The sequence below is a fragment of the Deltaproteobacteria bacterium HGW-Deltaproteobacteria-18 genome, from assembly GCA_002841885.1.
Classification (GTDB): domain Bacteria; phylum Desulfobacterota; class Desulfovibrionia; order Desulfovibrionales; family Desulfomicrobiaceae; genus Desulfomicrobium.
Window position 1 is genome coordinate 1 of sequence record PHBE01000004.1, and the last position, 15,484, is coordinate 15,484.

General features: G+C 62.6%; 15 protein-coding genes. 2 read left to right on the plus strand and 13 right to left on the minus strand.

Annotated elements, in window-relative coordinates:
* Positions 1-157: 157 nt before the first annotated feature.
* Together CVU60_04395 and CVU60_04400 are read right to left on the minus strand one after the other, a co-directional pair.
* Positions 158-1,429, minus strand: a complete 1,272-nt coding sequence (locus CVU60_04395; protein ID PKN42606.1) for a serine/threonine protein kinase — start codon at positions 1,427-1,429, stop codon at positions 158-160.
* A gap of 2 nt (positions 1,430-1,431) precedes the next feature.
* Positions 1,432-2,151: a metallophosphoesterase gene (locus CVU60_04400; GenBank protein PKN42607.1), complete on the minus strand. Its 720-nt coding sequence runs from the start codon at positions 2,149-2,151 to the stop codon at positions 1,432-1,434.
* Between the two features lie 136 nt (positions 2,152-2,287).
* Between CVU60_04400 and CVU60_04405 the strand changes: the two genes are divergently transcribed.
* Positions 2,288-2,851 carry a hypothetical protein gene (locus CVU60_04405; GenBank protein PKN42608.1) on the plus strand — a complete coding sequence of 188 codons (564 nt, stop codon included), beginning with the start codon at positions 2,288-2,290 and terminating at the stop codon, positions 2,849-2,851.
* A gap of 33 nt (positions 2,852-2,884) precedes the next feature.
* On the opposite strand, the gene CVU60_04410 is transcribed toward CVU60_04405, so the two are convergent.
* From CVU60_04410 to CVU60_04450, 9 genes are read right to left on the minus strand one after another with little or no spacing between them, the layout of a single operon-like run.
* Positions 2,885-3,115, minus strand: a complete 231-nt coding sequence (locus CVU60_04410; GenBank protein ID PKN42609.1) for a hypothetical protein — start codon at positions 3,113-3,115, stop codon at positions 2,885-2,887.
* Positions 3,115-5,154 (minus strand): DUF3488 domain-containing protein, encoded by a 2,040-nt coding sequence (locus CVU60_04415; GenBank protein PKN42610.1) that lies wholly within the window; start codon positions 5,152-5,154, stop codon positions 3,115-3,117. The genes CVU60_04410 and CVU60_04415 overlap by 1 nt, the downstream gene beginning before the upstream one ends.
* Positions 5,049-5,996, minus strand: a complete 948-nt coding sequence (locus CVU60_04420) for a DUF58 domain-containing protein (protein ID PKN42611.1) — start codon at positions 5,994-5,996, stop codon at positions 5,049-5,051. The genes CVU60_04415 and CVU60_04420 overlap by 106 nt, the downstream gene beginning before the upstream one ends.
* Positions 5,997-6,017: 21 nt before the next feature.
* On the minus strand, positions 6,018-6,920 hold the full coding sequence (locus tag CVU60_04425; GenBank protein ID PKN42612.1) for an AAA family ATPase: 903 nt from the start codon (positions 6,918-6,920) through the stop codon (positions 6,018-6,020).
* Positions 6,921-7,706: a 4-hydroxy-tetrahydrodipicolinate reductase gene (locus tag CVU60_04430; protein ID PKN42613.1), complete on the minus strand. Its 786-nt coding sequence runs from the start codon at positions 7,704-7,706 to the stop codon at positions 6,921-6,923.
* Positions 7,703-9,574 (minus strand): DNA ligase, encoded by a 1,872-nt coding sequence (locus CVU60_04435; GenBank protein PKN42614.1) that lies wholly within the window; start codon positions 9,572-9,574, stop codon positions 7,703-7,705. The genes CVU60_04430 and CVU60_04435 overlap by 4 nt, the downstream gene beginning before the upstream one ends.
* The gene (locus CVU60_04440) at positions 9,571-10,686 is read right to left on the minus strand and encodes a potassium channel protein (GenBank protein ID PKN42615.1); all 1,116 of its coding nucleotides are present in this window, start codon (positions 10,684-10,686) and stop codon (positions 9,571-9,573) included. Before CVU60_04440 ends, CVU60_04435 begins: the two co-directional genes overlap by 4 nt.
* Positions 10,683-12,695 carry an excinuclease ABC subunit B gene (locus CVU60_04445; protein PKN42616.1) on the minus strand — a complete coding sequence of 671 codons (2,013 nt, stop codon included), beginning with the start codon at positions 12,693-12,695 and terminating at the stop codon, positions 10,683-10,685. Before CVU60_04445 ends, CVU60_04440 begins: the two co-directional genes overlap by 4 nt.
* A 44-nt stretch (positions 12,696-12,739) precedes the next feature.
* Positions 12,740-13,570, minus strand: a complete 831-nt coding sequence (locus CVU60_04450) for a hypothetical protein (GenBank protein ID PKN42617.1) — start codon at positions 13,568-13,570, stop codon at positions 12,740-12,742.
* A 165-nt stretch (positions 13,571-13,735) separates the two neighbouring features.
* Here CVU60_04450 and CVU60_04455 point away from each other — a divergent pair, with 165 nt between their 5' ends.
* Positions 13,736-14,224: a hypothetical protein gene (locus CVU60_04455; GenBank protein PKN42618.1), complete on the plus strand. Its 489-nt coding sequence runs from the start codon at positions 13,736-13,738 to the stop codon at positions 14,222-14,224.
* Here the strand turns inward: CVU60_04455 and CVU60_04460 are convergent.
* Together CVU60_04460 and CVU60_04465 are read right to left on the minus strand one after the other, a co-directional pair.
* A complete protein-coding gene (locus CVU60_04460) occupies positions 14,221-14,748 on the minus strand; it encodes a hypothetical protein (protein ID PKN42619.1) in 528 nt (175 codons plus the stop codon). The genes CVU60_04455 and CVU60_04460 overlap by 4 nt on opposite strands.
* Before the next feature lie 18 nt (positions 14,749-14,766).
* The gene (locus CVU60_04465) at positions 14,767-15,480 is read right to left on the minus strand and encodes a leucyl/phenylalanyl-tRNA--protein transferase (GenBank protein ID PKN42620.1); all 714 of its coding nucleotides are present in this window, start codon (positions 15,478-15,480) and stop codon (positions 14,767-14,769) included.
* Positions 15,481-15,484 lie beyond the last annotated feature (4 nt).

Genomic DNA, 15,484 nt, shown 5'->3' on the forward strand with positions numbered 1-15,484 from the left:
TCATCCTGGAATCAAATCATCACATGAACGACACAATACGTAGGGGCGGCCCTGCGTGGCCGCCCTTCTTCCCTGCGGCCTGCGTGATTGTCTCGCCTTGCACCGAGAATGGGCAGACACGTAGGTCTGCCCCTACGGTTGCACCGGCCATCCTGTTTTATGCAGACCGCACCCACCGCACATGAAAACGGCAACTGCGGTCCTGGGCCAGGACCGCGCCTCCCCCGACGTCGACGAACCAGGCCGATGTATAGCTGCGCCGATCCCCTGTCCAGAGCCACAAATACCTGTCCTCAAATGGCCCATGGCAGAATTCCATCAGCCCCTGTCCGGGCCGCAGCAAAGAAACCAGTTCTTCCACCGTGGGCATCCGCCAGTCCTCGGTCACGGAAGCCACGCCCTCGTCCCAGGTCATGGGCCAGGGAGAGATCGCCCCCCAGACCAGTCCGGTGCAGCGATCCAGCCAACCGTCCGCAACCTCTTCCAGCTCGGCTTCGTGATATTTCAAGGGCCGGTAAAGCTCGTCCAAAAAATCGAAGGGATGTGCCTTGACTCCCGTACGCACAGGCGTGGAGCGTAACGTACCCATGACGGTGCACTCGGGTTCGACCAGCACGCAGTCATTGCCTGCCCGTTGCCGCAGATCCGCTTCAAGCTCATCCAGAGCGACGCGCATTTTCCCGGCGGTCTGAAACCGCGCAACCGGATCGACAGCCAGGGCCCGGTCGAAAAAATTCCGCCACGCAGCGGAAAAAAGCGATGAATCCCCCACCCCATCCACAGGAAGCAAGCCCGTGACCAACCGATGCAAAACCACACCGGCAGCATATAAATCGGCTCTCTCGTCCGCCCTCTCGGGGCTGTCCTCCTGTTCCGGCGCGGCATAGTATGGAGAGCCGATCTTCAATCCCCGCGGCTTGGTCCAGGCCTCGCCATGCAATCGCGACAGGCCGAGATCGATGAGCTTGATGGTCCCGTCGCTGCCAAGCATCAGGTTGCCGGGTTTGACGTCGAGATGGATGATGCCCTGGTCGTGCAGATATTCCAGCCCAACAAGGGTTTGACGCACGAAATCCAGGGCTGTGAAGGCAGGCACGACGCGGGTCGCGTCCTCCACCACCCGGCCTTCGCCGATGAGGGATCCCACGTTCATGCATAGATATTCAAGGACCATGAAGGGCCGCCCCTGGTCCTCGTCCAGATCGAGAGCCGAGGCGATGTTACGATGCTCGCACGAACCCAGCAGCCTTGCCTCACGCAGAAAGGCGGACCGAACCTGATCCTCGCCCATAAGTTCGTTCAAGAGCTCATGGGGCTGCAGAAGTTTCAAGGCCATGATCCGGCCCAGAGCCTGATGCCTGACCTTGTAGACTCCGCCCATGCCGCCCCGGCCAAGACCACCAAGAATATTGTAACGCCCTATCTTCATGCTCACCAAAGCCTTGTGGCGTAATAGTCGGGAAAGCCCCGCTCGCGGATTTTGGCCACGGTGCTTTCAATATCGTAGGGAACGAAGCGCACCTCAATGAGATCCGTCGTTGTATTCCAGAGCAGGTATTTCGCGTTGTTGTTTCCGTCCCGGGGCTGTCCGACGCTGCCCGCGTTGACGATGCAGGGGCTCCCGCCCAGCGCGAACCGTTCCCGGCCTAGGTCCCGGCGTACGACTTCGGTCCCGTTCCAGGCGACAAGGCCCAGCTCATGGGTGTGGCCGACAAAGGTCAGTGCTTCACCCGTTGCGAACCAGTTCTCAAGGGCCTCCTCATCGGCCTGAAAAAGATAGGAGGTCACGCTGTCCGGCGGAAACCCGTGCACGAACCTGGCCCCGTCGAGACACAGAAAACGCGGCAGGGTGTCGATGTAACGCAGACTCTCGGGCGACAGGAGATTCGCGGTCAGCCCCAGGCCCTTTTGCGCCGTGGAGTTGAACCAGGCGCGCTCCGTCGCGTTGACGATGCCGAGTTCATGGTTGCCCATGCAGCACAGCACGTCATGTTCGCGCACCGAAAGAACGGCTTCCTCGGGGTTCGGGCCGTAGCCGACCACATCCCCCAGGCTCACGATCCGGTCGACGGGCAGCGGAGCCATGTCCTGCCAGACAGCGTCCAGGGCTTCCATGTTGCCGTGAATATCCGAAAGAATCGCGACCAGCATACATTCTCCAAAAAAGGGAAAGCGTCATCGCCCCTTTTCATTTTTCAAAACCAATGCTAAGCGAGCGCTCAACATCGACAACATACCTGCAAGACAATTTCAATATTTCAACACGATAGCAATAAAGAGTTCACTCATGATCCGCAAATACATCTTCATGTGCCTGATTATCCTGTGCATCGCATCCCCCGCCTCCGGCGGCCAAATCGGCGATATCACCCTGCCCGACCAGCTTGCCCACGGCGAATCCACCCTGACCTTAAGCGGCCTCGGGATGCGCACCTTCACCTTTTTCGATGTCTACGCCGCCGGGCTCTACCTGACCGCACCGTCCACCGACGCCGGAGCCATCCTGGCCACGGACGCTCCCCGGGCCATGACCATGCATTTTCTGCGCAAGGTCGAGGCCGAGAAGATCGCCGGGGCCTGGCTGGAGGGCCTGGAGGCCAACACTCCCGCCGCCGACGCGTCGCTCAAGGAGCGCTTTGCGACGCTCGGGAGCATGATGGAAACCATGAACGAGGGCGAGACCCTGAGCTGCCTTTACGATCCTGCGGACGGAACAACCATCGTGGTGCGCGGTCAACTCAAGGGCGTGATCCCGGGCAAGGATTTCAGCGATGCCCTGCTTGCCTGCTGGATCGGGCCCAAGCCCGGACCCGGTGAAAAATTCAAGGCCGGGATTCTGGGCCTGCGCTAAAAAGACCCGAAGCCCAAGGCGCCCCTGGCGCCTTCATTTTTTTCTGCGCCATGGAAAGCGGCAACTCACTGCCTCCCACGCATATCGCAGCCCCCGCACCACAAACACCCCCAGCACGGTCAGCAGCGCCGCATTGACCTTGGCCGCCTGGACCGTGGATTCCTTGAAATATGACTTGGCGTGCTCGTATTCCTGCTCCACCGGCGTAACGGGAGGCTCTTCCCTCTTTTCCACCGGCACCAGAGCACCCTTTTTTTCTTCCATCACTTCTTTCTCCCCATGAATTCTTCAGTGAGCCGTTTGAATGCCTCAAGGTCTCCCCGGCCTCCGTAACGCAACGCGGCGTACGCTTCGGCGATATCCCGGACAGCCGGGGCCAAATCGGGACGCAGCGTGCCGACGCGGCGGGCAAAATCGCGCGGGCCCTCGGCCGATCCCCTTGGCAATCCCTGTTTCTCCAATTTGCGGCAAAAGCGAGCGTACAAAGCCACAACCATATCCCGTCGGCCACGCTTTGCCCGGAGCATGAAGCCAAGCGCCCCGCCCAGAACGGCGCAAAGCCCCACCGCGAGGATACCCGCCAGTTTTCCGGCTCCGGCCTTGGAGGTGGGATCGACGCCCAGCCGCTCCCACAGGCTGCGCTGGCGTTCATGGCTGAAGCCGAGCACCCATTGATTCCAGGAGTTGTTGGCCGCGTCCCATCCCAGCTGAAAAAATCGTCCCAGCTTGCGCAGGGCCTGGACCCCTTCAGGCAGCGCCCCGCCCTGGCCACGGGGCACGAAGGTCTCCACGCCGGTCACCAGCCGCTGCGGGGCGACCACGGAGGTGGGGTCCACGCGCAGCCAGCGGCCTTCGATCCAGACCTCGACCCAGGCGTGGGCATCGGATTGGCGGACGATGAGGTATCCGCCCATGGGATTCTCCTCCCCGCCCTGATAGCCGACCACAACCCGGGCCGGAACTCCGGCGGCGCGAAGCAGAAAGGTCATGGCCGAGGAGTAATGTTCGCAATATCCCAGCCGGGTTGCAAACAAAAATTGATCGACGATGTCCTGGTCCATGGCTCCGGGGCGCAGGCTGTAAACGAACCCGCCCTCCCGGAAAAATTTCAGCGCGGCCGTGACCATCTCGGCCGAAGAAAGGCCCTCCTCCTTCCACTGGGCGGCCATGGCGCGGGCCCTGGGATTGCCGCCAGCGGGCAGCGTGCTCCACGACAGGCCGGGCACGGGCGCGGGAGCGGGCGTCGGCACCGAAGAAAGCTCGTAACGAACCCGCGAGCGGACCACGCGCAGACTGGCCAGGGTCTGATCATTGCGGAGCACCGTACCCCTGGGGGCGATCACCGGCAGGTCAAGGGCAAAAATCCACTCCCTGTTGTGCGGCTCCATGGTCAGCGTGTAGGACACTGCTCCCTCCGGGAGGTCGCCACCGCGCGGGGCGGTAAACTCGAAGGGAAGGTCCCGGAACCAGGTCTGGCCGTCGAAGCTGTCCAGCACCAGGCCGCGCCAGTAGAGACTGTCCCGGCCAGGGATGAGGCCGGGAAAATCGACCCTGAAGGCCACCTCCCGGGACAGGGCCAGGCTCGCCACTGACCCCGGCTCAAGGGTCTCGCTGAACCCGCTGACGCCCTCGTCGCGCTCGTCGTGCACGCCCCACAGGGCGCCCTGCAGACGCGGAAAAAAGACAAAGAGAAGCAGGGCCAGCGGCAGGGCCTGAACAAGGAGCATCCCGCCGCGTCGCAGGTCCGGGAACAGGCGGGATTCCCCGGAATGCAGATGGACCAGGGCTGCGGTAACGGCCATGACCGAAAAAAACATGTACGCGCTCATGACCAGGGTCTGGGAATAGAGCACGTTGGTCACGACCACGAAATAGGCCAGAAAAAGCAGGGCCAGCATGTCGCGCACGGACTTGCTCTCCACGGCCTTGAGCCCGAGCATGAGGGACAGCAGGGCCACCCCGGCGTCGCGGCCGAAAGACCGGCCATAGGTGAAGAGCACCAGGGCAAGGCAGCCAAAGGCCAGAATGGCGCGCAGCCACCGTGGCGGAACGGGCCAACCCCGGTACTGCATGCCCAGGGCGTAGCCCCAGGCCGCGCAGACGAAAACTCCGACAAAGAACGGCACGCGGGGCAGGTGCGGGGCAAAGGCCAGGGCCAGAGCCAGCAGGGTCACGCTGAAACGGCGTTTGTCGTGGATCATGCGCCCTCCGGGAGCAGGGCCAGCGCTTCCAGACAGCGATGCGCCTGTCCTGCGCCGCTGCCCGGCTCGATCATCAGCCCCGGCACCCGCAGCCCGTAGCATATCCCTTCACGCTCCGCTTCACGCACCAGTCCGGCCAGCAGGCTGATGCGCTCCTCGTAGCCGGAAGACCGGACCTCGTCCCAGTCGAAGACAAGCGTCCGGGCCACGCCGGACCTGAACTCTTTGGAAAACAGGCCCGCACCCCTGGCCGAGGCCTTCCAGGAGACCCGGGACAGCCCGTCTTCAGGGCGATAGGGCCGCACACCGCCGAACTCTCCTGACTGGCTGACGATCCCAAGCCCGCCCTCATCGCCATCACCCAGCAACTGATGGCGGTCCATCCTGTCGACGGCCACAGGTTTGGGATAAACCAGACCGGTCACGGGCAGGACAAGAGGGGACCAGGCGCGAAAGAGCCCCAGGGGATAACGGGTGCTGATCACGACCTGTCCCAGGGGCAAGAGGCCGCGCCTTGAGGTCGGGACATCAAGATCCAGCTCCCGTCCGGCTCCGGCATGCAGGGAAAATTTTTCCTCGGCCGCACCGACGCGCACGCAAAGGTGCCTGCGCTCCCGGCCCGCAGCCCGGAAAAAGAGCTGCAATCGCGCGTCATCCTGACAATAGGCCGGGAAGAGTCGCCCGGCCTCGACCTCGAGCCCTGCCAGATTTGCATACGCATGGATGGCGGAAAGAATGGAGATGCTGCCCAGCAGGAAGGTTAGCAGGAACGCCAGATTGTTGGTATAGTTGATGGCCGCAATGAGCATGGCCAGGAGAAAAAAGGCAAAGACCGTCCCGGCCCGGGTAGGCAGGATGTAAATCCGCCGCCGGTTCAGACGCAGGGGCAGATCCGCGCGTTGCCGCGCCAGGATCAGATTACGGATGAACCGTGGCAAAACCATGCTGTTCTCCCCGCACGGAGTTCAGGGGATGGGCACCGCGCCCAGAATCGCGGTCAGGTCGACGCCCGATCCGTCGGCCGAGCGCAATCTGTGTCCGGCGAGGCTGGGGAAGACGGCCTGCACGTCCTCGGGCAGCACGAAATCCCGGCCGTCAAGGAAGGCCCAGGCGCGGGATGCGCGGACCAGCGCCTGCCCGGCGCGGGGGGAGAGGCCGCTTACGAACCGCCCGCCCGTTCTGGTCCAGTCCAACAGGTCGCGCACGTAGCGCAGCAGGGGGCCACTGGTACGGACATGATCGACGCGTTCCTGCAGATCGAGAACCTCGCCTGCGTTACTGACCGCCTCGGGCAGCACCGGGCGGCCTGCATTCTGGCTGCGGCCAAGGAGCTCCAGTTCGGAATCGAGATCCGGATAGCCAAGACTGATGCGAAACAGAAAGCGATCCAGCTGCGATTCCGGCAGGGGGTAGGTCCCGGCCTGATCCAGGGCGTTCTGGGTGGCCAGAACGAAAAAGGGGCGGGGCAGCAGGCGCGTGCTGTTGTCCAGGCTGACCTGCTGCTCTTCCATGACCTCCAGAAGCGCGCTCTGGGTGCGCGGCGTGCCCCGGTTGATCTCGTCGGCCAGAAGCACGTTGGTGAAGACCGGGCCGGGATGGAATACGAAAGAGGACTCGGCCGCGTCAAAGACCGAGACCCCCAGCACATCCGCCGGCAGGAGATCGTTGGTGAACTGCACCCGCTTGAATTCGAGACCCAGCACCACGGCCAGGGCCTTGGCCAGGGTTGTCTTGCCGATGCCGGGAATGTCCTCGATCAGGAGATGCCCACGGGCCAGGAGGCAGGCCAGGGAGAGGCGCAGCTGCGTGTCCTTGCCCAGGACCACGCCCCCGAGCAGATCCAGGGCCTGCCGCAAGGTGCCTTCCATCTATTCTCCCAGAAGCTGGCCCATGGAATAGAGCCCGCCGGGTTTGCGGCTTGAAAGCCAGGTCGCTGCGCGCAGTGCGCCACGTGCGAAATTTTCACGGGAATGGGCGCGATGGGTGACCTCGATGCGCTCGCCCGGGCCAAAGAAATAGACCGTATGGTCGCCGACCACGTCACCGCCGCGCAGGGCGTGCACGCCCAGCTCCTTTTCCGGCCGCGCGCCGATTATGCCCTGACGGCCATAGTTGCCGACCTCGTCCATGTTCCAGCCGCGAGACTCGGCCAGTACCTGGGCCAGCTTGACTGCCGTGCCGCTGGGGGCGTCCTTCTTGTGATGATGGTGTATCTCGGTGATCTCCATGTCGTAGGCTTCGCCCAGGATGCGTTCGAGCATGGGCAGGATGCGGACCAGGGCGTTGACGCCGATGGACATGTTCGGTGACCAGAAAATCGGGATGTCCCGGGCCAGGGTTTCCAGTTCGGCCTGCTGCTCCGCCGAAAGTCCGGTGGTGCCGATGACGATGGGATTGCCCGTTTTTGCGGCCTTGCGTGCCGAACTCAGGCTCACTTCCGGAGCAGTGAAGTCGATGACAGTGGCGCCGGGACAGGACGGCAGCAGCTCGCCCAGATCGTGCTTGACCGGGCAGCCCAGCGCTTCCAGCCCCTTGCTGTATTCGGCCCGCTCCACAACCCCGCTCACGGTAAACTGGACGGACTCCATGGCCAAATGGGTCAGGGTGGAACCCATCCGCCCCTTGGCGCCCATGATGATGACTGGAATGCTCATACAAGACTCCTCGTGTTTGATTGCCCTTCCGCGCCGATGAGACGCAGATATTCGTCTTCCTGCAGGATGGCCGTCCCGAACTGTCTGGCCTTGGCGAGCTTGCTCGCACCGACGTTTTCGCCGCAGATGAGAAAATCCGTTTTGGAATTGACCGCGCTCTGCACCAATGCTCCCTGGGCGCGTGCCTCTTCCTGCATGTCCTCGCGCGAACCGCGCATCTTGCCGGTGAAGACCACATGCCTGCCCGCCAGCGCACTGTCCGCGACCTGCTCACGGGCCGCTCCAGTGGCCATGATCTTGAACCCCAGATCAAGCAGATGACGCAGGGTCGGGGCCACACGCTGCAGCCCTGCGGCGATGGAGCTTGCGGTGATTGCGCCAAAACCGTGAATGGCTTCGATCTGGTCCCGGGTGACTTCCGGCAGGTCCTGCAGGCGAAACTGCCCGAGCAGCTTGCGGCTGTCGCCCTTGCCCAGATCCTCGATGCCAAGGGCGGCCAGGAAACGCCAGTCCTCCACCTCGCGGGTGCGGCTCAGATACACGGCCTCGGCCAGGTTGGAAGACTGCACCGGCCCAAAGCCCATGGCCCGAAATTCTTCCTCACCCAGTTCGTAAACCTTTTCAAGGCTGTCATAACCGGATCGGACCAACTTTTCCACGGTTTTGCGGCCGAACCAGTCGGCGTTGCCCAGCGTCTTGAACCAGTGCTCGATGGTCTGCACGACCTGATCGGGACAATGTTCGTTTCCACAGATCAGAAAATCGTTTTCCCGGACCAGCGCCGTGCCGCAGGACGGGCAGATTTCGGGGAGCGTGGTCGGGGCCGGGACGAGCACTGCTTCGACCTTGGGAATGACCTCCCCGCTGCGGATGATCTCGATCTGCGCCCCGGGACCAAGGCCCTTCTTTTCCATCAACCCGGCATTGTGGGCCGTGACCCGGCGAATGGTCGCTCCGGAGACGTTCACGGGTTCGACCATCAGCACCGGGGTGACCTTGCCCGTGCGCCCGACCTGCCAGACCACCTCCCGCACCTCGGTCAGGGCGGTCTCGCCCTTGCGCTTGATCGCGATCTGCCAGCGGTAGTGATGGCTGGTGGCGCCCATGCTGCTGCGCACGTCTGCGTTCACCACCTCCGCCACCATGCCGTCCAGGGGATAATCCACCTGTCCCGAAAGCTCATCCGTAAGCGCGTCCATGCGCTCGAGCAACTCCGCTGCGCTGCCTTCCCAGCTGGGCAGTTCCGAGTAGGGCACGAAATGCACGGCCTCGTCGTCCAGGGCTTTTCTCGCGAATTCGTTGACCGTGTCCGAGGACACGATGCCGACCACCAGGTTACGCGGATGCTCGAAGGCGTCTGACAGGTGCTCCTGAAAATAGCTCTGCAGGATGACCATCTCGCCCACACCCTTTCCCCGTCCGCCAAGCGGAATCATACCCTTGGCAAAGGCCGAACTGACCTCGTAGCCGCTCTCGCCGTTGCCGCGCGTGACAAAGACCGTCCCGTCGTCGCGGCCGGCCAGGCCGTCGAGCTTGGGCGTGACCCTGAAGCGCACCTCGCTCACCCCTATCTCCGCAGCTTCCTTTTCCACGCGGGCCACAAAGCGCTCCAGTTCCTCGGGGGTGTAGGCCTTGTCGGTGGAGAGCATGGGCACGGGGTGACGGATTTCGCGCTTGCCGGAAAAAGTTTCTGGTTCGACCCGGTGCAGGAAAGGATGCTCCGGGGCGAGTTCCCGCAGCCGGGCTAGCAGCAGGTCATACTGGGCGTCGCTGACCTGGGGCACGCCCCGTCGGTAGGCGTCGTTGTACTCGTTCAGTCGCTCGACCAGCCGCATCTCCTCGGAAGGAAGATCCAACGGCAGGCTCATGCTTCGTCCTCCTGCGTGCCCCGGCACACGGACTGCAAGCCGGAAAAATTCTCCGGAGGGCCGACGGCGATGAGCGTGTCCCCGACCTCGATGGTCACTTCCGGATGCGGATTGAAGGTCATCTTCCCGCCCATCTTCTCGATGGCGATGATCATGAGATTGAACCGGGGCCGGATGCCGGAGGTGATCAGGTTCTTGCCCACCAGTTCCGAACCGGGCCGCACGGGGATCTCCTCCATTTGCAGGTTGTGCCCCTGGGTGGCCAGATCCATGAAATCGGTGACCGTGGGCCGCAGCATGACCTGGGCGATGCGCTTGCCCCCGATCTGGTGCGGGGTCAGTACACGGTTGGCCCCGGCCCGCTCCAGCTTGGAAACGGATTCGGGCCGGTCGGCGCGGGCGATGATGGTCAGTTTGGAGTTGAACTGACGCGAGGACAGCGTGATGTACACGTTCTCGGCGTCCTGGCTGACGCAGGCAAAGAGCCCCTTGGCGCGCTCCACCCCGGCGGAGATGAGAAACTCGTCCGAGGTCGCGTCCCCGGCCAGAAAAAGATAGTTGTCCCGCTCCAGTTCAAAAAGCAGCTCCGGGTCCTTTTCAATGACGACCACGGACAGGTTTTCCCGCCTGAGTTCCTCCGCCACCACGGCGCCAATGCGCCCGTATCCGCAGATGATGTAATGATCCGCCATTGAATCGATGATTTTCTGCACCTTTCGTTTCCCCCATAAATCCTGCAACCGGCCCTCGACCACGACCTGAGTAAAGGCGCCCACCAGATAGGCAAAGCTGCCCACGCCCATGAGAATCAGAAAAGAGACCATGAGCCGCGCCCGGTCCGAGAGCGGATGCAGCTCCATGAAGCCCACGGTGGAGAGGGTCATGACGACCTGATAGAAGCTGTCCAGCAGGCTCCAGCCTTCCACCACCAGAAAGATGAACAGCCCGTAGGCAAAGACCGTGAGCAGAAAGCCCGCGCCCAGAACCAGTGGAAAAAAGGATCCGAAACGGAACTTGACCATCTGGTAGAGCCCGGTGAAGCCGCGGATTCCCGCCGAACAGCGCGGCAGGAAGCGGCGCAGAAATGATGTCCGCAGTGAGCATGTGTTCATGATCGTGTCGCCCTGGAACCTTCCAGACCGTGGCGCTTCTCCAGGGTCTTGATCCGGTCCCGCAATCGGGCCGCCTCCTCGAATTCAAGCATTTCCGCCGCCTTGCGCATTTCACGGCTAAGGCGGGCCACTTCCCTGGCCGCGTTCTCGGGTCCGGGATCATAGTCCGCCGTTCGCTCTGCCGCCCGTTCCAACTCCTTGGTCTCTCGGTGCAGGTCGTAAAGAGTGTTCTCCGAGGTCTTGCGGATGGACTGCGGAGTGATGCCGTGCTCCTCGTTGTAGAGGGTCTGCCGCTCCCTGCGCCGCTGCGTCTCGCCCATGGCCTCGGCCATGGAGCGGGTCACGGTGTCGGCGTAGAGCAGGACCTTGCCCTTCACGTTGCGCGCGGCCCGCCCGAAAGTCTGGATCAGGGACCGGGTCGAACGCAGGAACCCCTCCTTGTCGGCATCCAGCATGGCTACCAGAGAGACTTCCGGTATATCAAGGCCTTCGCGCAGAAGGTTGATGCCGACCAGTACGTCGAACTCCCCAGCTCGCAGGGCCTGGATGATGGCCACCCGCTCCAGGGTGTCGATGTCGGAATGCAGGTAGCGGGCGCGCACGCCCCGGGCCTGCAGGAATTCGGTCAGGTCCTCGGCCATGCGCTTGGTCAGGGTCGTAACCATGACCCGCTCGTCCACGGCGATGCGCGCCAGGCACTGCTCCATGAGATGATCCATCTGGCCGCTCGTGGGCACGACCTCGACCTCGGGGTCGATGAGGCCCGTAGGGCGGATGATCTGCTCCACCACCACGCCCTGGGCCCGCTCCAACTCCCATGGCGCGGGCGTAGCCGATACAAAGACGGTGGTGCCGATGCGCTCCAGAAATTCTTCGAAGTTCAGGGGCCGGTTGTCCAAGGCCGAGGGCAGGCGGAATCCGTAGTCGACCAGGGTCTGCTTGCGCGAGCGGTCGCCCTTGAACATGGCCCCGACCTGGGACACCGAGATATGCGACTCGTCCATGAAGAGCAGGAAATCTTTCGGGAAATAATCGATGAGCGTGGCCGGAGGCTGCCCGGTCATGCGGCCATCCAGGTGCAGGGAATAGTTCTCGATGCCGTTGCAGTAACCAAGCTCCTCGATCATCTCGAGGTCGAGCTGGGTCTTCTGCTCCAGTCGCTGCGCCTCGACCAGCATGTTTTTGCCCTGAAAATACTCCAGACGCTGCCGCAACTCCTCGCGGATGTCGACCATGGCCCGGATCAGATTGTCCCGGTCCGAAACGTAATGGCTGGCCGGGTAGATGACGGTCTTCGAAATGCGCGACAGGATCTCGCCCGTGAGCGGATCGGTCTCGTAAATCCCGTCGATCTCGTCCCCGAAAAATTCAAGGCGCAGGGCCTGCTCGTGCTCGTAGGCCGGAATGATCTCAAGAACGTCCCCGCGCACTCGAAAAGTGCCGCGATGCAAGTCATAGTCGTTGCGTTCGTACTGCACGTCCACCAGCCGCCCGATGATCGTCTCCATGGCCACGTGCTGCCCGCATTCGACCGGGATGACCATCTTGGCGTAGTACTCCGGCGAACCCAGACCGTAGATGCAGGACACGGAGGCGATGATGATCACGTCGCGACGGGTCAGCAGGGCGTGGGTGGCGGCATGGCGCAACTTGTCGATGTCGTCGTTGATGGCCGAATCCTTCTCGATGTAGGTATCGGAATGCGGCAGGTAGGCTTCGGGCTGGTAGTAGTCGTAATAACTGACAAAATACTCGACGGCGTTGCGGGGAAAGAGGCCCTTGAACTCGTTGTAGAGCTGCGCGGCCAAGGTCTTGTTGGGGGCCATGATCAGGGCGGGGCGATCAAGTCTTGCGATGACGTGGCCCATGGTGAAGGTCTTGCCCGAGCCGGTCACGCCGAGCAGGACCTGATCGCGCACGCCCTGCCGGATTCCCGAGCAGAGGGCGTCGATGGCCGCCGGCTGGTCGCCGCGCGGGACATATTCGGATTCAAGCTGAAAAAGAGACATGGATAACCTGCACGCCGGGCCGCTGGCCTGCGTCATGAGGGGCTTTATTTGGGCCGGATGCCCAGCACATTTGGCGCGGGCCAGAAATTCTTGTTGCTACCCTGAAAAAAATCGGACCGGTATTCGCCGACGAATCGGCCCACAAAACCGCCCACATCGACATACATGGCCGCATCGGCCCCGCCTTCGACGTACATGGCTCCGATCAGGTCCAGGGGCAGGTCGATGAGGGCCTGGGCAAACTCGTGCAGCGACAGCCGGGGACGGCAATGGACAAAGAGCAACCGCCCTTCCCGGTCCATGGCGATGGCCGCGCCGGAATGACGGCGCTCGCTCTGTTCCCAGAGATTCTCCCGCTCGCGGCTGATAAGGCGGTAATTCTGGATGATCCCGTCGTAGCCGGCAAGTATGTCCTGCCAGTCGGAGTCGCTCTTGCGGTCAACCCAGCGCAGTGAGGGCTGGTCGGGATCGTGGGGATGGAAGGCCAGGAACGCGCCGTAGTTCGGATGAATGAAGGAATTGATCACCACATTGGCGTCACGCATGTAGCCAGTGCTGCGCATCCGGTCATCGGCCCGGAACATGCCTGCATTGATGACCGCGACGAATCCCGAATGCCTGGCCCATTCCTGCATGCTGCGCATGCGTCCGGTGCCCAGGGCCGAACCCAGGGCCACGTCATACCGGCCGGGATCAATGCGCAACACAGCCATGGTGCTCTGCTCGCCCGCCAGATCCCCGAACTGGTCGGGAATCATGAACTCGCGCAACTCAAGCCCCGGTGCCAGCACGCGCCACTCTTCCGCGTGCAGCGGAGCGGCCGGGACGCAGAGAACCAGGCAGGTAAAAATGGCGCGAAGAAAAAAGGCGGACATGCTCGGTGCTCCCTGAAGGCCTGAAGGCCCAACTCGCAATTACATTCCACAGAAGCGGAATCATTTCAAGCAGAACGGCGCGCGCGGCATTGAAGCCCATCTCAAAGCGTGCTACACGGCTCTTCAAACACCGTCGCAATCAACCCGTCCAGGGAGGAAGGTTTCATGGAGATAGTCCGACAGGAATCAAGATCCGCACACCTCTGTCCCCGCGGATATGTCGCCACCATCTGCATCCGGGTCTTCAAGGGCCGCCGGGATGTCCTTGTGCACCTCTTTCGGCCCGACTGGGCTTCGGAGGGCGCCGATTATCCCTGGCCCGATCTCGTGCAGGAATGTCCAGGCCTCGATCCGTCCACGAGCCGGGGTGACAGCCGGGCGGTCCTGCTCGAATCCTTCAATCGGGAGGAAATGGACCAGATAGTCGAATACCTTGGCATCAGGTACACTGACCGACTGACCCGCATCAGCATCAATTCCCTGGAATTCCCACTGCCCGCCGGCCTGCTTCCCTTGAGTTCCATGCCCGAAGGCAAGGACATCGGTCGCATCCGTTTTGAGATCGTTCCCCGTTATCCCCTGCCCTTCGCCGTACACGGGCTCTACGACCTGAGCCAGCACAAGCCCATGGATCAGGGGATGGCCCAGACCTAGTCCGAAGCCTGCTCGCGTTCGAAACTCTGGCGCAAAAGCCGGAAAAGGGCGCGACCGTTCTTGGCCGGCTTTCCGGCAGCCTTCTCGGCCGCAGCCTGCTTCGAGAGCTGGCGCAGTTGCTGAGGGTCAAGCCCGAAACGCCCCACCAGCTCCGTCAACACATCCGTATCACCAGCCACAAGCGCGTCGCGCCAGATCTCGATCTGATGAAAGGCCTCGGCCTGCTGAAAACGAAGCTGATCGAGCTCGTTCAAAGCCTCGCGCAGGGGCACGGGATCGATCTTGCGCATGACCGTGCCGATGAACTGCTGCTGCCGCCGACGGGCTTCCTTGTCCTTGAGGGTGTGGAAAAAGCGGATGGCCTCGACCAGATCCTCGTGCAGATCAAGTCGCCCCAGCTGTTCCGGGGCCAATTCGATCAGGCTTTCCCCGAGCGTCTGCAGGGCGACCATGTCCCGCTTGCGTTGCGATTTGCTTGGCCGTCCTTCCCAGTCTTCCTCATTTCCGCGTTCAAATTCAGTCATTGTTTGGCTCCGTTAAATTTATTCATGGCCCCGGCCGAGCAGGGCTCCATCACGCAGGCTCCAGGGCCCGCAGGGAGTTTGCAGCTTCAGGGCCATCTCCAGGCGGAAAAGAAATTCGCCGCGCGGCACCTCGAATCCGCCGAAGCGGAGCATGTGCGGAGTTGTCTGCTGGCAATCGAAAAGAACGAACCCTGCCCCCTCAAGGGCCCGCATCAAGGTCACCAGACCGGCCTTGGAGGCGTCGGGCTCGCGGTAAAACATGGATTCCCCGAAAAAAGCCCCGCCCAGGGCCACGCCATAGAGACCGCCGACCAAGGTTTCGCCGGACCAGACCTCGATGCTGTGCGCGAACCCCAGCTCATGCAGGCGGCAATAGGCGGCCAGCATCTCTGGCACGATCCAGGTCCCGCATGCGCCACAGCGGGGCGTATCGGCGCATCCGGTGATGACCTGTTCGAAGACCGTGTCCAGGGTAAAGCGAAAGCGCCCCTGGCGCAAAATGCGTTCGAGTCTTTTGGGCACATGAATGCGCGCGGGCTCCAGGACAAGCCTGGGGTCGGGACTCCACCAGAGGATGGGGGAGTTCTCGCTGTACCAGGGAAAAATGCCCTGGGCATAGGCCATGAGCAGCCTGTGCGACGAGAGGTCCCCGCCCACGGCCAGCAGTCCGTCCTCGTCGGCATGCACCGGATCGGGAAAGACGGGCTGAACGGGCAGGGCAAAAACGGTCATGGCA